At 71.9% G+C, this 17,027-nt stretch carries 18 protein-coding genes and 1 pseudogene; 15 read left to right on the top strand and 4 right to left on the bottom strand.

Annotated features, from left to right (window positions below):
* The first annotated feature begins 422 nt into the window (after nucleotides 1–422).
* The 3 genes and pseudogenes from ACFYST_RS26185 to ACFYST_RS26175 form a co-directional block, all read left to right on the top strand.
* A complete protein-coding gene (locus tag ACFYST_RS26185) occupies nucleotides 423–1,256 on the top strand; it encodes a sulfurtransferase (protein ID WP_387638736.1) in 834 nt (277 codons plus the stop codon).
* Nucleotides 1,257–1,295: 39 nt separating this feature from the next.
* Nucleotides 1,296–1,586, top strand: coding sequence for a DUF1416 domain-containing protein (locus ACFYST_RS26180; RefSeq protein ID WP_035864892.1), 291 nt, complete (start codon nucleotides 1,296–1,298; stop codon nucleotides 1,584–1,586).
* 62 nt (nucleotides 1,587–1,648) lie between these two features.
* Nucleotides 1,649–1,900, top strand: a pseudogene (locus ACFYST_RS26175) (DUF3099 domain-containing protein); the annotation flags it as partial.
* 122 nt (nucleotides 1,901–2,022) lie between these two features.
* On the opposite strand, the gene ACFYST_RS26170 reads toward ACFYST_RS26175, so the two are convergent.
* The gene (locus ACFYST_RS26170; RefSeq protein ID WP_387638733.1) at nucleotides 2,023–2,385 is read right to left on the bottom strand and encodes a DsrE family protein; all 363 of its coding nucleotides are present in this window, start codon (nucleotides 2,383–2,385) and stop codon (nucleotides 2,023–2,025) included.
* Between the two features lie 254 nt (nucleotides 2,386–2,639).
* On the opposite strand from ACFYST_RS26170, the gene ACFYST_RS26165 reads away from it, so the two are divergent.
* The 3 genes from ACFYST_RS26165 (at nucleotide 2,640) to ACFYST_RS26155 (ending at nucleotide 4,738) form a co-directional block, all read left to right on the top strand.
* Entirely contained in the window at nucleotides 2,640–3,224 is a 585-nt protein-coding gene (locus ACFYST_RS26165) for an FABP family protein (protein WP_043915577.1), read from the top strand.
* A gap of 86 nt (nucleotides 3,225–3,310) precedes the next feature.
* Entirely contained in the window at nucleotides 3,311–3,757 is a 447-nt protein-coding gene (locus ACFYST_RS26160; RefSeq protein ID WP_387638729.1) for a Fur family transcriptional regulator, read from the top strand.
* A 24-nt stretch (nucleotides 3,758–3,781) separates the two neighbouring features.
* Entirely contained in the window at nucleotides 3,782–4,738 is a 957-nt protein-coding gene (locus ACFYST_RS26155) for a YgfZ/GcvT domain-containing protein (RefSeq protein ID WP_387638726.1), read from the top strand.
* A gap of 7 nt (nucleotides 4,739–4,745) precedes the next feature.
* Here ACFYST_RS26155 and dtd read toward each other — a convergent pair whose 3' ends face one another.
* Nucleotides 4,746–5,177: a D-aminoacyl-tRNA deacylase gene (dtd, locus tag ACFYST_RS26150; protein WP_387865857.1), complete on the bottom strand. Its 432-nt coding sequence runs from the start codon at nucleotides 5,175–5,177 to the stop codon at nucleotides 4,746–4,748.
* Nucleotides 5,178–5,523: 346 nt separating this feature from the next.
* Here dtd and ACFYST_RS26145 point away from each other — a divergent pair, with 346 nt between their 5' ends.
* From ACFYST_RS26145 to ACFYST_RS26135, 3 genes are all read left to right on the top strand, one after another.
* Entirely contained in the window at nucleotides 5,524–6,042 is a 519-nt protein-coding gene (locus tag ACFYST_RS26145; RefSeq protein WP_387638723.1) for an ABC transporter substrate-binding protein, read from the top strand.
* Between the two features lie 57 nt (nucleotides 6,043–6,099).
* A complete protein-coding gene (locus tag ACFYST_RS26140) occupies nucleotides 6,100–7,050 on the top strand; it encodes an asparaginase (RefSeq protein WP_387865854.1) in 951 nt (316 codons plus the stop codon).
* Nucleotides 7,051–7,148: 98 nt separating this feature from the next.
* Nucleotides 7,149–7,367: a dodecin gene (locus ACFYST_RS26135; RefSeq protein ID WP_387638718.1), complete on the top strand. Its 219-nt coding sequence runs from the start codon at nucleotides 7,149–7,151 to the stop codon at nucleotides 7,365–7,367.
* A 93-nt stretch (nucleotides 7,368–7,460) separates the two neighbouring features.
* On the opposite strand, the gene ACFYST_RS26130 is transcribed toward ACFYST_RS26135, so the two are convergent.
* Nucleotides 7,461–7,952: an inorganic diphosphatase gene (locus tag ACFYST_RS26130; RefSeq protein ID WP_387638715.1), complete on the bottom strand. Its 492-nt coding sequence runs from the start codon at nucleotides 7,950–7,952 to the stop codon at nucleotides 7,461–7,463.
* 137 nt (nucleotides 7,953–8,089) lie between these two features.
* Between ACFYST_RS26130 and dacB the strand changes: the two genes are divergently transcribed.
* The 6 genes from dacB (at nucleotide 8,090) to folE (ending at nucleotide 15,813) form a co-directional block, all read left to right on the top strand.
* Complete coding sequence (dacB, locus tag ACFYST_RS26125; RefSeq protein ID WP_387865851.1) at nucleotides 8,090–9,538, top strand: D-alanyl-D-alanine carboxypeptidase/D-alanyl-D-alanine-endopeptidase; 1,449 nt, start codon at nucleotides 8,090–8,092, stop codon at nucleotides 9,536–9,538.
* A gap of 128 nt (nucleotides 9,539–9,666) precedes the next feature.
* Nucleotides 9,667–10,821 (top strand): zinc-dependent metalloprotease, encoded by a 1,155-nt coding sequence (locus ACFYST_RS26120; RefSeq protein ID WP_387865848.1) that lies wholly within the window; start codon nucleotides 9,667–9,669, stop codon nucleotides 10,819–10,821.
* Nucleotides 10,822–11,065: 244 nt separating this feature from the next.
* Nucleotides 11,066–12,211 (top strand): tRNA lysidine(34) synthetase TilS, encoded by a 1,146-nt coding sequence (gene tilS, locus ACFYST_RS26115; protein ID WP_387638708.1) that lies wholly within the window; start codon nucleotides 11,066–11,068, stop codon nucleotides 12,209–12,211.
* A gap of 63 nt (nucleotides 12,212–12,274) precedes the next feature.
* A complete protein-coding gene (gene hpt, locus ACFYST_RS26110; RefSeq protein ID WP_043915585.1) occupies nucleotides 12,275–12,829 on the top strand; it encodes a hypoxanthine phosphoribosyltransferase in 555 nt (184 codons plus the stop codon).
* Between the two features lie 221 nt (nucleotides 12,830–13,050).
* Nucleotides 13,051–15,093 (top strand): ATP-dependent zinc metalloprotease FtsH, encoded by a 2,043-nt coding sequence (ftsH, locus tag ACFYST_RS26105; protein WP_387638706.1) that lies wholly within the window; start codon nucleotides 13,051–13,053, stop codon nucleotides 15,091–15,093.
* Between the two features lie 114 nt (nucleotides 15,094–15,207).
* Nucleotides 15,208–15,813 carry a GTP cyclohydrolase I FolE gene (folE, locus tag ACFYST_RS26100; protein ID WP_387638704.1) on the top strand — a complete coding sequence of 202 codons (606 nt, stop codon included), beginning with the start codon at nucleotides 15,208–15,210 and terminating at the stop codon, nucleotides 15,811–15,813.
* 27 nt (nucleotides 15,814–15,840) lie between these two features.
* Here the strand turns inward: folE and ACFYST_RS26095 are convergent, their stop codons facing one another.
* On the bottom strand, nucleotides 15,841–17,025 hold the full coding sequence (locus ACFYST_RS26095; RefSeq protein ID WP_387865845.1) for an alpha/beta hydrolase: 1,185 nt from the start codon (nucleotides 17,023–17,025) through the stop codon (nucleotides 15,841–15,843).
* Between the last annotated feature and the right edge of the window lie 2 nt (nucleotides 17,026–17,027).

Here is a 17,027-nt window from a genome sequence, read left to right as displayed (position 1 = left end):
GGCGTGCGTGCGTGTGCGGCGGAAAGCCGGTGAATCTCAGGATTCGAGTGATCCGGTCTCATTATTCGACACGATGATGACAGCGCCCCTCCGGAGTCCCTAGCATCGTCGTCATGAAGCGACAGGCAGACCTCACAAAGCGGCGGGCGGTAGACCACTGCCGCGTGTCGAGCTGCCTTTGTCGAATGCGCTGACCGGGCGGTCCTGACCCCAGTCACGGCAAGCCCGCCCCCGTTCCGACGCCGCGAACCGGTAGCAGTTGCGCACCGGCACGTCGGGGACGACGAGCACACCTCACGATCAACTCCCCCGGCTCTGCCGCACCTCACGCCGTCCCAGCATGCGGACAGGTGTGCGGACAGCGCGGCCCGGGAGAACCTCCAGCAGCCTTCCGCCAACCGCCCCCGGATGGAGAACAGCACATGAGCCGCAGCGACGTCCTGGTCGATGCCGACTGGGTCCAGGCCCACCTGGACGACCCGAAGGTCGTCATCGTCGAGGTGGACGAAGACACCGCCGCCTACGACAAGAACCACATCCGCAACGCGGTCCGGATCGACTGGAAGAAGGACCTCCAGGACCCGGTCCGCCGCGACTTCATCGACCAGGCCGGCTTCGAGGCGCTGCTGTCCGCCAAGGGCATCGCCAACGACGACACCGTGGTGCTCTACGGCGGCAACAACAACTGGTTCGCCTCCTACGCCTACTGGTACTTCAAGCTGTACGGCCACGGCGACGTCCGCCTGCTGGACGGCGGCCGCAAGAAGTGGGAGCTGGACTCCCGCGAGCTGGTCGTCGAGCAGCCCGAGCGGGCCGCCACCCAGTACACCGCGCAGCCGGCCGATTCCTCGATCCGCGCCTTCCGCGACGACGTGATCGACGCGATCGGCACCCTGAACCTGGTCGACGTCCGCTCGCCCGACGAGTTCTCCGGCAAGCTGCTCGCCCCGGCCCACCTCCCGCAGGAGCAGTCGCAGCGCCCCGGCCACGTGCCGAGCGCCAAGAACATCCCGTGGGCGAAGAACGCCAACGACGACGGCACCTTCAAGAGCGACGACGCGCTGAAGGCGCTCTACGAGGCCGAGGGCGTCGACCTGGCCACCGACACCATCGCCTACTGCCGGATCGGCGAGCGCTCCGCGCTCACCTGGTTCGTCCTGCACGAGCTGCTCGGCCAGCAGAACGTCAAGAACTACGACGGCTCGTGGACCGAGTACGGCAGCCTGGTCGGCGTGCCGATCGAGCTCGGCAACTGAGCCCCGGCTCGCGCGAAGCAAGGAAGAGGGAGAACAGACATGTGCGGTGCGAAGGCCGGCGGCCCGGACCTGGCAGGAGTTGACGTGGCGAACGAGACGATCATCCAGGGTTCGGTGACCCGCAACGAGGAGCCGGTCAACGGCTACGTGCGGCTGCTGGACGAGAACGGCGAGTTCACCGCCGAGGTGCCGACCTCGGCGACCGGGCAGTTCCGGTTCTTCGCCCGCCCGGGCAAGTGGACCCTGCGGGCCCTGGTGCCCGGCGCCACCGTGGACCGCCAGGTGGTCGCCACCCAGGGTGAGTTCACCGAGGTCGCGATCGCGGTCTGACGACCGCGGTCAGGGCCCCGGTCGCCTTCTGGCGGCCGGGGCCTTCGGCCTACCCTGGAAGCGTGCAGGCACACCGGCGGCATGTGCGCTACTTCGTGATGATGGGCGTCTGCCTTGGGCTGTTCGTCCTCGCCTGGGGCGTGGTGCGCTTCTTCTCGGTCGGCGCCGCCATCGGCATGTGCGTGGTCGCCATGCTGATACCGCCACTGGCCGCCGTCCTCGCCAACAGGCGCGACAAGGACGACGACTGGTGGAACGACCCGCGCTGGGAGGACCCGCGCTGGGAGCAGCGCGGCCACGACCGGGACCGGCCGGACCACGAGCCGCCCACGGACCCGTGGGGCGGTGAGGGCGCGGACGATCCGCGCTGGGACGACCCGCACTGGGAGCAGCCCGGCCACGACCGCGACCGGCCGGACCGGGAGCCCCCGGACGCTCAGTAAACGAGCGCCTTGGCGTCGTCCGCCATCACCTCGGACAGGAACACCTGCGCGCCGGCGATTCGCACGCCCTCGATGACGTCCGCCTGGCCGATGTCCCGGCGCGCCGCGCACTGGGTGCACAGGGTGACGGTGCCGGCGGCGAGGATCGCCTCCAGCAGGTCGGGCAGCGGTGCGGCGTGCGGCAGTTCGAACTCGGCGGCCTTGCCGGGCAGCGCGAACCACGAGGACTCACCGGTGAGCCAGAGCGAGACCGGCACGCCGCTGGCGACCGCGACCGAGGCGACGGTGAAGGCCTGCGAGCAGCGCTCAGGCGCGTCCGCACCGGCGGTGACCTTGATGACCAGCTTCTTCGACATGCCCCAGAGACTACGGCCGCAGGGGCCGCCCGATAGACTCCCGGCCGTAGTGGAAAGCCCCGTTCCTCCGTCGAACCCGCCCCTGGGAGCACACCGTGTCCGGTCTTGAGATCTTCTTCGAAAGTGTCCTGGTTCTGGTGGCCGTGCTGATCACCTGGTTCGCCATCTTCTCGGTCATGAAGCTCTACCAGGGCCAGCGCTGAGCACTGCCGTACGGTTGAGCCGGTAACCGCCCGACGACAGCAGCCAGGATCATGATCGAGATTCCTTCCGACCTCCACCGGGACGTCGTCCCGCTCGCCTTCCTCCTCGGTACCTGGGAGGGCGCGGGTGTGCATGACTTCCCCGGCAGCGAGAAGTGCAACTTCGGCCAGGAGATCGTCTTCCGTCACGACGGACGACCCTTCCTGGAGTTCCGTTCCCGCACCTGGGTGCTGGACGAGCAGGGCGAGAAGGTCCGCCCGCTGGAGATGGAGCACGCGTTCTGGCGCGTCACCAGCAACCAGCACGGGACCAGCGGCGAGCGCGAGATCGAGGTCTCCTCGGTGCGCGACGACGGCACTGTGGAGATCTGGTACGGCAAGCTGCACGACGGCAAGCCGCAGATCGACCTGGCCACCGACGCGGTCGCCCGGATCGAGGGCGCGGCCCCGTACAGCGGCGGCAAGCGCCTGTTCGGCCTGGTCAAGGACGAGCTGCTGTGGGTCGGCGAGAAGGCCGCCCCCGAGGTGCCGCTCCGGCCGTACATGTCGGCGCAGCTGAAGAAGGTGCTCAACCCGGCGCAGCTGATCAAGGACGTCAACGACCTCCCGGACGACGGGATCGCGTTCTTCCGCTGAGCGGACTGGCGTGGACGAGTGGGGGGACCGACCCGGCGGTCGGTCCCTACACTGGTCGGCACGACCTCTCAACGGGCAGGGACACCGTGGCGAACACCGACACCACCGACTGGAAGGCCGACCTGCGCGAGCGCGGCTACCGGTTGACCCCGCAGCGCCAGCTGGTGTTGGAGGCCGTCGACGTGCTCGACCACGCCACCCCGGACGAGATCCTGGCGCAGGTCCGCCGCACCGCCAGCGGCGTCAACATCTCCACCGTGTACCGGACGCTGGAGCTCCTGGAGGAGCTCGGCCTGGTCTCGCACGCCCACCTCGGGCACGGCGCGCCCACCTACCACCTGGCAGGCCGGCACACCCACCTCCACCTGGTCTGTCGGGACTGCGACCAGGTCACCGAGACCGACACCGCGATCGCCGCGCCGCTGATCGACAGCCTGCGCACCGAGCACGGCTTCGACACCGACCTGAAGCACTTCGCCATCTTCGGCCGCTGCGCGGACTGCACCGCGAAGCTGGAGGACGGCCGGTCGTAACGGCGAGGCTTTAGGCTGGCCGGTATGAAGAGCCCGCTGCTTGCGCTGCCCGGCGCCGTCGCCGCCGAAGGTCCCGACGAAGGGGTCGCCGCCCACTACGGCAACCTGTTCCGCGAGCAGCGCGAACTGGCCGCCGGGCGCGGTTTCACGGACCTGTCGCACCGCGGCGTGATCACCGTGACCGGCCCGGACCGGCTGAGCTGGCTGCACCTGCTGCTCACCCAGCACGTCAGCGAACTGCCGCCGCAGCAGGCCACCGAGGCGCTGGTGCTGTCCCCGCACGGGCACGTCGAGCACGCCCTCTACCTGGTCGACGACGGCGCCACCACCTGGATCCACGTCGAGCCCGGCACCGCGCCCGCGCTGGTGAAGTACCTGGAGTCGATGAAGTTCTGGAACCGGGCCGAGGTCACCGACGCCACCGCCGACTACGCCGTGGTGTTCCTGCCGGCCGGCTCCACCGTCCCCGCCGACCGGGCCGCCGCGGTGCGCGAACTCCCGTGGGGCCGCGACCTGTTCGTCCCGCGCGCCGAACTCGCCGAGGCCGTCGCCGGGTTCGGCCCGGCCGCGGGCGTGTGGGCGTACGAGGCGCTGCGGATCGAGGGGCACCGGCCGCGCCTGGGCTTCGAGACCGACCACCGGACCATCCCGCACGAGGTGGACTGGCTGGGCAGCGCGGTGCACCTGAACAAGGGCTGCTACCGCGGCCAGGAGACGGTCGCCCGGGTGCACAACCTGGGCCGCCCGCCGCGCCGGCTGGTCTTCCTGCACCTGGACGGCACCGAGGAGAAGCTGCCCGGGCACGGCGCCGAGGTCCGCGTCGAGGGCCAGGACCGTCCGGTCGGCTTCGTCACCTCCTCGGCCCGCCACCACGAGCTCGGCCCGGTCGCGCTGGCCCTGGTCAAGCGCAACACCCCGGTCGACGCGGTGCTGCTGGCCGACGGCGTTCCCGGCAGCCAGGACGTGATCGTCCCGGCCTGACCGGTTCTCAGACCTCCAGCAGGACGGTGAACGGCCCGTCGTTCACCAGCGAGACCTTCATGTCGGCGCCGAACCGCCCGGTCTCCACCTTCGCGCCCAGGGCGCGGAGCTCGGCGACCACGGCGTCCACCAGCGGTTCGGCGACCGGGCCGGGGGCGGCGGCGTTCCAGGTGGGGCGGCGGCCCTTGCGGGCGTCCCCGTACAGGGTGAACTGGCTGATCACCAGCAGCGGGGCGCCGAGTTCCGAGCAGGACTGTTCGGGGCTGCCGGGGAACAGCCGCAGCGTCCACAGCTTGCGGGCCAGTTGGGCGGCCCGCGCCGGAGTGTCCTCGTGGGTGGCGCCGACCAGGACGCACAGGCCCGGCCCCTCGATCGCGCCGACCGTCTCGCCGTCCACCGTCACGGCCGCCTCGGCGACCCGCTGCACCACTGCTCGCATGCCGCCATTGTGCCCGCACGTCCGTACCGGGGGCGCGCACCCTCCGGTTGCACGCCGGGGTCGCACGTGATGCGCCCCGATCGGTGCAGGTGAACCCATGGCGCGAATTCTTCGTACTAGCCAGGGGTGTTCGCCAGGGGGCCATCCGGGTACACGGGCGTGCGGCGCCGGGGCCCGGGGTGGCACGCTGTCCGACGGCCCGGAGCCATCCGGGCCCCGAGGGGGCGTCCGTCGTCCCGGCGAACCGCGTCACCCGCACGAGTGGCATCGCCCGCCGGGGGGAACCCTGAGTGGCGGGCGGCCGTGCGATCGGCGGGCACAGGTACTACGGCAGGTGGTCGGATTGATGGACGTGAGCGCGCTCGACGGGCTGGCCGGCCTGGCCCTGGAGGAACTGCGGGTGCTGCGCCGGGACGCCCTGGAGCAGGAGGCCGACCTGTCGTACCTGCGCCGCCTGCTGCATGGCCGGATGGACATCCTGCGGGCCGAACTCCAGCGCCGGGAGATCCCGTTGGCCGGCGCCAGCGAGGCGCAGTGCGCGCTGCTCGACCGGCTGCCCGCGATCCTGGCGGACGCCCCGTCCGCGACCCGCCGCCCGGCCCGGCACCTGACCCTCGGCCCGCCCCGCGGCGAGCGCTACCGGCTGGAGGCGGACGCCCTGATGGGCGACGTCCAACTGGCCGACCTCGGCGCGCACGCCACCGCCGACCTGCTGTCCGCCGTCGAACGGCTGGCCGAGCACGAGCGCGAGGTGTCCGACCGCCGCCAGGCGCTGCAGCGCACCGCGGACGACTGCGGGGCCGAAATCACCCGCAGGTACCGTGAGGGGGAGGCCCGGGTCGAGGACCTGCTCGGCGACAGCTGAGCGGTCGGGACGCGGCCGGGGCCCACCCACCCTCACCACACGTCCTGGAGACCACCCGTGTCGCAGTCCGCCCTGCCCGCACTCGCCGAGGTCATACGTTCCGGCTTCACCGAGGGCCGCCACCGCGGCTCGCTGGTCCTGCTCGACGCCGACGGCACCGTCGCGTACACGCTGGGCACCCCCGATCAGCCGGTCTACCCGCGCTCCACCGCCAAGCCGTTCCAGGCGATCGCCACCCTGCGGGCCGGCCTGGAGCTGCACGGCGAGCAGCTCGCACTGGCCGCCTCCAGCCACTCCGCGGAGCCCTTCCACCGGGCCGCGGTGCGCCGGATGCTGGCCGACGCGGGCCTCACCGAGGCCGCCCTGCGCACCCCCGCCGAGCTGCCGCTTGACGAGGTTGAGGCGGAGGAACTGCTGCGCTCCGGCGGGGAACGGGCGCCGATCATGATGGACTGCTCCGGCAAGCACGCCGGCTGGCTGGCCGCCTGCGCCGCCAACGGCTGGGACCTGGCGTCCTACCTCGACCCCGAACACCCGATCCAGCGCCTGGCCCGTACCGCGCTGGAGGAGACCACCGGCGAGCCGGCCGCGCACACCGGCACCGACGGCTGCGGCGCCCCGCTGCTGGCCGTCTCGCTGACCGGCCTGGCCCGCGGCTACCGCGCCCTGGTGCTGGCCGAGCCCGGTACCGTGCAGCGCCGGGTGGCCGACGCGATGCGCGCCCACCCCGAGTACGTGGCCGGCACCCGCCGGGCCGACACCTGGCTGATGCGTGCGGTGCCCGGCACGCTGTCCAAGATGGGCGCCGAGGCCGTCCAGGTGGTCGCGCTGGCCGACGGCCGGGCCCTGGCGTTCAAGATCGAGGACGGTGCGGAGCGCGCCCGAGGCCCGGTGCTGGCCGCCGCGCTGCGCCATCTCGGCGTCCAGGACCCGGTGCTGGAGCGGATCGCGACCGCCCCGCTGCACGGCGGTGGCGCGGTGGTCGGCGAGATCCGCGCGGCATTCTGACGCCCCGCCGGGGCGGCGCCGGGATGCCCGTCCCGGCGCCCTGGTGCACGGTGGACGGCAGGGGAGCGCCCGCCACCGCCGCACAGGGAGTACGCGCCATGTCCGACCACACCTACCGGGTCACCGAGATCGTCGGCTCCTCGCACGAGGGAGTGGACGCCGCCATCCGCAACGGCATCGCCCGCGCCGGCCGCACCCTGCGCCACCTCGACTGGTTCGAGGTGGTGCAGGTCCGCGGCCACATCGAGGACGGGGTGGTGAAGCACTTCCAGGTCGGCCTGAAGGTCGGGTTCAGGCTCGACGACAACGACGGCTGACCGGCCGCCGGAAACCGGCGAGGGGCGGGAGTCCGGTGTCGGACTCCCGCCCCTCGCACGGGCACTGCGGGCCACCCCGAAGGGCGTGACGGCTCAGTGGCCGCCCTGCTCCTGGAGGCGCTTGATCGAGGCCTCGACCTCGGCCTCGGCCTCGGCCCGGCCGACCCAGTCGGCGCCCTGGACGGACTTGCCGGGCTCCAGGTCCTTGTAGACCTCGAAGAAGTGCTGGATCTCCAGACGGTCGAACTCCGACACGTCGTTGATGTCCTGCAGGTGCGACCAGCGCGGGTCGGTCGCCGGGACGCACAGCAGCTTGTCGTCGCCGCCGGCCTCGTCGGTCATCTGGAACATGCCGATGGCGCGGCACTTGATCAGGCAGCCCGGGAAGGTCGGCTCCTCCAGGATGACCAGCGCGTCCAGCGGGTCGCCGTCGTCCGCGAGGGTGCCCTCGACGTAGCCGTAGTCGGCCGGGTAGCGGGTCGAGGTGAAGAGCATGCGGTCCAGACGGAGGCGACCGGTCTCATGGTCGACCTCGTACTTGTTGCGCGAGCCCTTCGGGATCTCGATCAGGACGTCGAACTCCAACGCTTCCTCCAAGGGTGGGGACTGACAGAATCCAAGTGTCTCCTACGGCAGGGAGTGCTCGGGAAAGGGGCCGGTCGGTGAGATCAGGGACAGGGGTGGGACGCGGGCGCAGGACGGCGCTCGTCGGGGTCCTGGGGGTGGCGCTGGCAGCGGGAGTGCTGACCGTCGCCGATCCGGCACTGGCTCAGCCCTCGCCGGGCGCCAGCCGCTCGGACGGGCACGGCAAGCACGCCGACGACGGGCACGGGCAGGGCGGGGACGGGCAGGGCAACGGCCGCGGCAAGCAGGACCGGCGCGGGGACCGGCACCGGGCCGTCCCGGTCAAGGGCCCGGTGCTGCCGGCCGGGGACGCCGGCGACAGCCACCCGCCGACCGGCAGCGGGCTGCGCGGCGCGCTCGGCGCCACCGTCCAGGACAAGTCGCTGGGCACCCTGAACTTCGCGGTCGCCGACGCCGCCACCGGCGAGCTGCTGTTCGGCGCGCAGGAGAACGCCCCGGCCACGCCCGCCTCCACCACCAAGCTGGCCACCGCGGTCGCCGCCCTGGCGCTGCTGCCGGCCGGCCACCGGATCGCCACCACCGTGGTGCAGGGCGCCACCCCCGGTGAGATCACCCTGGTCGGCGGCGGCGACCCCACCCTGACGGCGCTGCCCACCGATCAGATCCGGATCGGCGGCGCCCCCGTGGACGCGGACAGCGCACCCGCCTCGATGGCCGACCTGGCCCGCCGCACCGCCACCGCGCTGAAGGCGGCCGGCACCACGAGCGTCAAGCTGTCCTACGACACCTCGCTGTACAGCGGCCCGCTGCTGCACAAGGACCACGACGCGATGAACGTCGCTGCGGTCACCCCACTGATGGTCGACGAGGGCCGGATCGACCCGCGCTCCGTCGACGAGGCCCCGGCCCGGGTGTTCGACCCGGCCGGGCAGGCCGCCGAGACCTTCGCGAACCTGCTGAAGGCCGAAGGCGTCACCGTCCAGAACAAGGCCGGCCAGGCCACCGCCCCCGCCGGGGCCAAGGAACTGGCCCGGGTGGAGTCGCCGGAGATCGGACGGGTGGTGGAGCGGATGCTCACCACCTCCGACAACCAGCTCGCCGAGGCCGTCGCCCGGCAGGCCGCGCTCGCCGCCAAGCAGCCCGCCAGCTTCGAGGGCGGCGCGAGCGCCGTCACCGCCGAACTCGGCAAGCTCGGGGTGCCGATGACCGGCGTGGTGCTCACCGACGGCAGCGGCCTGGCCAAGGCCAACCTGATCCCGCCGATCACCCTGGTGAAGCTGCTCGCCGAGGCCGCCTCCCCGCAGCACCCGGAGCTGCGCCCGGTGATCACCGGCCTGCCGGTCGCGGGCTTCACCGGCACCCTGGCCGGCCGGTTCGGCGCCAAGTCCGGGGCCGGCGAGGCGGCCGGCATCGTGCGCGCCAAGACCGGCACCCTGCAGGGCGTCAACACGCTGGCCGGCACCGTGGTCGACGCCGACGGCCGGGTGCTGGCGTTCGCGCTGATGACCCGCACCGGCGCCGACCCGACCGCGGCCCGCGCCGCGGTCGACCGGATCGTCGCGAAGCTCGCCGCCTGTGGGTGCTGATCACCCGGTGACACCCCGTCGGCCCGCTGACCCGCCGTCAACGGGCCGGACGGGCCCGGACAGACCAAGGGCCTGTCCGGACGCCCAGTTGTCTCCCGGGGGCGGGGGCGAGCACGTACCGTGAGGGCATGACGAGCGCGAACAGCGGTGCGGAGATGGTCGACTGGGATCTCGCGGTGGCGACCGCGGTGCGCCTGGCCCGGCCCGGGCCCCGGATCGGCCGGGAGGAGGCCCGTGCGGTGGTCTCCGAACTGCGCCGGCATGCCGTCGAGGCCGAGCGGCACGTGCGCGAGTTCACCCGGATGGGAACGGGCGAGGACACCCCCGGCACCCCCGTGCTGGTGGTCGACCGGCCCGGCTGGGTGCGGGCCAATGTGGCGGGTTTCCGTACCGTGGTCCGCCCGCTGACGGACCGGCTGGCGGCCCGCCGCCCGGAGGGCCCGGGCACGGCGGCGGTCGGCTCGGTGGGCGCCAAGGCCACCGGCGTGGAGGTCGGCGCGGTGCTGGCGTTCCTGTCGGCGAAGGTGCTCGGCCAGTACGAGACCTTCGCCCCCGCCGAGCTGCCCACCGCCCCGGACAGCCCCGAGGGCCTGTTCGACCAGCCGCGCCGGGGCCTGGCGATGCCGCCCGGACGGCTGCTGCTGGTGGCGCCGAACATCGTCCAGGTGGAGCGCGAACTCGACGTCGACCCGCACGACTTCCGGCTCTGGGTGTGCCTGCACGAGGAGACCCACCGCACCCAGTTCACCGCGGTGCCCTGGCTGCGCGACCACATCCAGTCCGAGGTGCAGGAGTTCCTGGCGCAGACCGACGTCGACCCCTCGGCGCTGCTGGACCGGCTGCGCGAGGCGCTCGGCGGCCTGCCGGGCTTCGGCGGCCGCGGCAACGGCTCCACCGCGGGCAGCCTCGTCGACCTGGTGCAGACGCCCGCGCAGCGGGAGATCCTGGCCCGGCTGACCGCCGTGATGTCGCTGCTGGAGGGCCACGCCGACGTGGTGATGGACGGCGTCGGCCCGGCCGTGGTGCCCTCGGTGGCGGAGATCCGGGAGAAGTTCCAGCGCCGCCGCGACCGCGGCAGCGGCCGGCTCGACCTGGTGCTGCGCCGACTGCTCGGCATGGACGCCAAGCTGCGCCAGTACCAGGACGGCGCGGTGTTCGTCCGCGGCGTGGTGGAGCGGGCCGGGATGGACGGCTTCAACCGGGTGTGGACCTCGCCGAACACGCTGCCCACCAAGGACGAGATCCACGACCCGGCGTCCTGGGTGGCCCGGGTGGTCGGCTGAGGCGGATGCCCGGGAACGCCCGGTCGGGCGGCAGGTGCGGCCCGCGGTGGACGGTCAACCGGGCGAGTCGTACACCTGGCGGCAGACGTAACGTTTCTCCATTCACCCGTACGTGGGACCGTGGATCCGCCGTTGGCGCGGAGGGCGTGGGCGGTGGCCGGATTCTGCGACCATCTGTGAGCGCCTGGTGACAGAGAGCTGACAGGCGGCCGACGTACCCTCCCTCCGCCAAGGAGTGCCAACCATGGGCCCACACCCCGCTGTCGCGGCGATACGCCTCGCCGTCCGCCGTACCCTCGCCGAGCTCGCCGCCGAGGCGGGCGTCACCCCCGGAGAGCCGGTGCGCGCCGTCCGCACCGCGCCGCCGGCGCAGGCCGCCCCGCTGCCCGCGCTTGCCACCACCGCCACGGTGCCCGGCACGTTGATCGGCAATGCCCGCCGCCATCCCTCCGGCCTGCCCCGCACCCCGGCCGCCCCCGGCTCCCCGCTGGTGCTGGTCGCGGTCTCCGGCGGCGCCGACTCGATGGCCCTGGCCACCGCCACCGCCTTCGAGGCCCCCAAGCTCGGCCTGCGGGTCGGCGCCGTCACCGTCGACCACGGCCTGCAGGACGGCTCCGCGGAACGCGCCGAACAGGTCGCCGTCCGGCTGCGCGAACTGGGCCTGGACCCGGTGGAGGCGGTCGCGGTGCACGTCGGCCGCGAGGGCGGCCCGGAGAACGCCGCCCGGGAGGCCCGCTACGCCGCGCTGGACTCCGCCGCCGAACGCCACGGCGCGCTCGCCGTCCTGCTCGGCCACACCCGCGACGACCAGGCCGAGACGGTGCTGCTGGGCCTGGCCCGCGGCTCCGGCGCCCGTTCGCTGGCCGGGATGCCCGCACAGAAGGGCCGCTACCGCCGCCCGCTTCTGGAGCTCGACCGGGCCGCCACCCGGCAGGCCTGCTCCGCGCAGTCCATCCCGGTCTGGGACGACCCGCACAACGCCGACCCGGCCTACACCCGCTCCCGGGTCCGCCACGAGGTGCTGCCGGTCCTGGAGAAGCACCTCGGCGGCGGAGTGGTGGAGGCGCTCGCCCGCACCGCCCGGCTGTTCCGCGACGACGCGGACGCGCTGGACCAGTGGGCGGCCCTCGCCGAACGCGACCTGCGCGGCCCCGACGAGGCCCTCGACGTGGGCAAGCTCTCCGAACTGCCCCCCGCGGTGCGCCGTCGGGTGCTGCGTCGCGCGGCCCTGCGCGCGGGCTGCCCGGCCGGCGACCTGTTCGCCCGCCACCTGGAAACCGTGGACCTGCTGGTCACCGGCTGGCGCGGCCAGGGCCCCCTGCACCTACCCGGGGGCGTCGAAGCCGTGCGCCGGTGTGGCACGCTGGTGTTTCGGCGGCAGGGCGACTGAGCACGAACCAGTCGTACCGCCGCCGCCGAACCCAGACCCCGAACGTTTGAGGACGTATCCCCGGTGGACCAGAACGACATGGGCGCAGACCTCGCGAAGGTGCTCATCAGCAAGGACGAGATCGACGCCAAGCTGGTGGAGCTGGCCGCGCGGATCGACCAGGACTACGCCGGGAAGGACCTCCTGCTGGTCGGCGTCCTCAAGGGTGCCGTGATGGTGATGGCTGACCTGGCCCGGACCCTGCACAGCCAGGTGACCATGGACTGGATGGCGGTCTCCTCGTACGGCATGGGCACCAAGTCCTCGGGCGTGGTGCGCATCCTGAAGGACCTGGACACCGACATCGCCGGCCGCGACGTGCTGATCGTCGAGGACATCATCGACTCCGGCCTGACGCTGTCCTGGCTGCTCGGCAACCTCGGTTCCCGCGGCCCGGCCTCGCTGAAGGTGTGCACCCTGCTGCGCAAGCCGGACGCCGCCAAGGTGGAGATCGACGTCGAGTACGTCGGCTTCGACATCCCCAACGAGTTCGTGGTCGGCTACGGCCTGGACTACGCGGAGAAGCTGCGCAACCTGCCGTTCATCGGCACCCTGGCCCCGCACGTCTACGGGGGCTGAACCGTTCGGGCGATGGGTGGGAACAGTGCCTTGTTCCCGCCCGTTGTGCGGGGGTAGGAAAATAGGCTGCACCGTGGTGTGATCCCGTCGTGAGCGGGGGCCGCTGCGGTACGGTCCAATCAACCGCTCGTCTGACGAGCACATATCGGATGCGCCACGGCCCACGGCCGACCAGCGCCCGTTGAATGGCAGGAGGGACGGGGCGGTGACGCCCCGCATGGATGGACGTCAAGCGATACTTCCGTGCGCCGATCATGTGGGTCGTGCTGGCCGCCCTCGCCGTGTTCGCGTTGATGGAGCTCGTCTCGGACTCGAGCGGCTACAAGACTGCGGACACCGGTCAGATCATCAGCGCGATCGACAACAACCAGGTGAAGTCGGCGCAGCTCACCACCGGTGACTCGAACCTCATCAAGATCCAGCTGCAGGACAACCAGAAGCTGAAGCCGGGCGCCAACGGCAAGTCGCCGTCCGGCAGCCGCTTCCAGGCCTCCTACACCGGCGACGTTCAGGCCGCCGATCTGGCCAAGAACCTGCAGACCAAGTACGCCGGCGGGCAGATCCCGGACGGTTACACCGTCAGCCCCGAGAAGCAGTCGACCTTCGTCAGCCTGCTGTTCTCGATGCTGCCGATCGTGATCATCGTCGTGGTCTTCCTGTTCCTGATGAACCAGATGCAGGGCGGCGGCTCCCGGGTCATGCAGTTCGGCAAGTCCAAGGCCAAGCTGCTCACCAAGGACACCCCGAAGACCACCTTCGCGGACGTCGCGGGCGCCGACGAGGCCGTCGAGGAACTCCACGAGATCAAGGAGTTCCTGCAGGAGCCGGCCAAGTTCCAGGCGGTCGGCGCGAAGATCCCCAAGGGTGTGCTGCTGTACGGCCCGCCCGGTACCGGTAAGACCCTGCTGGCCCGCGCCGTCGCGGGTGAGGCGGGCGTCCCGTTCTACTCGATCTCCGGCTCGGACTTCGTCGAGATGTTCGTCGGTGTCGGCGCCAGCCGGGTCCGCGACCTCTTCGAGCAGGCCAAGGCCAACGCCCCGGCGATCATCTTCGTCGACGAGATCGACGCTGTCGGCCGGCACCGCGGTGCGGGTCTCGGCGGCGGTCACGACGAGCGCGAGCAGACCCTCAACCAGCTGCTGGTCGAGATGGACGGCTTCGACGTCAAGGGTGGCGTCATCCTGATCGCCGCCACCAACCGCCCCGACATCCTGGACCCGGCGCTGCTGCGCCCCGGCCGCTTCGACCGGCAGATCGCCGTCGACCGCCCGGACCTCCAGGGCCGGCTGGACATCCTCAAGGTGCACCAGAAGGGCAAGCCGATCGCGCCCGACGTCGACCTGTCGGCCGTCGCCAAGCGCACCCCCGGCTTCACCGGTGCCGACCTGTCGAACGTGCTGAACGAGGCGGCGCTGCTCACCGCGCGCTCCGACAAGAAGCTGATCGACAACCTGATGCTGGACGAGGCGATCGACCGCGTCGTGGCCGGTCCGCAGAAGCGCTCGCGGATCATGTCCGACAAGGAGAAGAAGATCACCGCGTACCACGAGGGCGGTCACGCCCTGGTCGCGGCGGCCTGCAACTACTCCGACCCGGTGCACAAGATCACCATCCTGTCCCGGGGCCGCGCGCTCGGCTACACCATGGTGCTGCCGGACGAGGACAAGTACTCGACCACCCGCAACGAGATGCTCGACCAGCTCGCCTACATGCTGGGCGGCCGGGCGGCGGAGGAACTGGTCTTCCACGACCCGACCACCGGCGCCTCGAACGACATCGAGAAGGCCACCGCCACCGCGCGGGCCATGGTCACCCAGTACGGCATGAGCGAGCGCCTGGGTGCGATCAAGTTCGGCACCTCCGACTCCGAGCCCTTCCTGGGCCGCGAGATGGCCCACCAGCGCGACTACTCCGAGGAGATCGCCGGGCTGGTGGACGAAGAGGTCAAGAAGCTGATCGAGACCGCGCACAACGAGGCCTGGGAGATCCTGGTCGAGAACCGCGACGTGCTCGACAACCTGGTCCTCGAGCTGCTGGAGAAGGAGACGCTGAACAAGGAGCAGATCGCCGAGGTCTTCGCTCCGGTCATCAAGCGTCCCCCGCGTCCGGCGTGGACCGGCTCGGCCCGCCGCACCCCGTCCACCCGGCCGCCGGTGCAGTCGCCGAAGGAGCTGGCGCTGAGCAACGGCGCCGTCTCCGGCAACGACAGCCCGGTCGACACCGTGAAGCTGCCGCCGGCCGACGGCGGCCAGGTCGAGAGCTGACCGACCGAGCACCTGTTCGGAATGGATGCCGCGTTTCCGGGGTTTGTACCCTGGAGGCGCGGCATTCGTGCTGCACGGACACTGTTTTCCCCTTTGACGAGCAGCGAGGCACGCATGATCGATCCGGTGACGCTCGACGGTGAGTTCCCCGTCCGCGAGTTCGACCAGAAGCGGGCCGAGAACGCCGTCCGCGAACTGCTCATCGCCGTCGGTGAGGACCCGGACCGGGAGGGCCTGCTGGAGACCCCCGCCCGGGTCGCGCGCGCCTACCGGGAGATATTCGCGGGCCTGTGGCAGCAGCCGGAGGACGTGCTCACCACCACCTTCGACCTCGGCCACGACGAGATGGTGTTGGTCAAGGACATCGAGGTGTACTCCACCTGCGAGCACCACCTGGTCCCGTTCCGCGGCGTCGCGCACGTCGGCTACATCCCCGCGGTCAGCGGCAAGATCACCGGCCTGTCCAAGCTGGCCCGGCTGGTCGACGTGTTCGCCCGCCGCCCCCAGGTGCAGGAGCGGCTCACCAGCCAGGTCGCGGACGCGCTGATGCGGATCCTGGAGCCGCGCGGCGCCATCGTGGTGATCGAGTGCGAGCACATGTGCATGTCGATGCGCGGCATCCGCAAGCCGGGCGCCACCACCGTCACCTCGGCGGTGCGCGGCCAGCTGCGCGACCCCGCCACCCGGGCCGAGGCGATGAGCCTCATCATCGGGCGATAGCGGCAGTACCGGGGAGGGATGCCCCCGTCAGGGCCGCGGTTCGCGGTCCTGCGGGGGCGCGAGGTGGTCGCTGAGCCACTCCAGGGTGGCCGGCAGTTCGCGGCGCCAGGTGTCGAAGGTGTGGCCGCCGTCCGGCAGCAGCAGCGAGTCGATCAGGAATTCCGGGTGGCCGTCGGCGGCCTGTTTCGCGGCGCTGAGGAACTTCTCGGTCGCCGGGTAGTCGTCCTCGGCGTGGGTGGAGACCACCAGCAGGGTCGAGGCCGGCGCGGGCAGGTTCTTCAGCCGCCAGTTCAGGTCGGCGTGCTTGGCGGCGTCCGCGTCGCCCCCGAACAGGTCGCCGTCGGTCCACCGGTCGTTCGGGACGACGTAGTCCGGGTGCATCCCGGCGGCGTTCCGGTACACGTCGGGGTGACGCATCGCCAGCCGCAGCGCGCAGGAGCCGCCGGTGGAGTAGCCGAACACGCCCCAGGACTCCGCCGTACGGCCCACCCGGTACGCGGAGCGCAGCGCGGCCGGCACGTCCTTGACGAACCAGGTCTCGGTCTTCGGGCCGCCCGCCACGTCCACGCACTCGGTGTCCCGCGGCGGGGCGACGGTGGGGCGGGCCATCACGATCACGGTGGGGGCCATCTGTCCGGTGCGCTGCAGTTCGGCGGCGGTCTGTGGCAGCTGGAGGTCCTCGACCAGGTGCAGCGTCGGGCCGGGGTAGCCGGCCAGCGCGACCAGCACCGGGAAGTGCTCGCGGTTGTAGCGGGGGTTGAAGTACTCGGGCGGCAGATAGACGAACATCTGATCCGACAGACCGGACTCGGTGCCGGTCAGCCGCACCGAGTCGACCCGGCCGACCTGCTCGGGCGGCCCGGCCGGCAGCACGTCCTTGACCGTCTCCAGACCGCCGTCGGTGGTCGGCTGCACCAGCTTGTCGCTCTCGGGGGCGGCGCCGGCGGAGCGCCCGGTGTTCAGGGCCAGCGGGGCGGCCTTGCCGGGGCGGAGCAGGTCGTCCCAGGAGGTGTAGAAGCCGTAGGCGTTGTTCACCGACAGGAGCAGCACCGACAGCGCCGCCACCTGAGTGACTGTCAGTAGCCCTAGTCGCCCCAGCACCGGAAGCGGCCGTTGCCGGGACAGTCGCGGCCACAGCCAGAGGGTGGCGATCAGGGCCGCCACACCCACCACGGTCAGCACGTACACCAGTGTCCGGCTGGTCAGCTCCATGC

The sequence above is a fragment of the Kitasatospora sp. NPDC004614 genome (genome assembly GCF_042873675.1).
In the GTDB taxonomy this organism is placed as follows: Bacteria; Actinomycetota; Actinomycetes; order Streptomycetales; family Streptomycetaceae; genus Kitasatospora.
The sequence above is the reverse complement of the archived record's forward strand: the minus strand, read 5'-3'. Positions and strand labels throughout refer to the sequence as shown.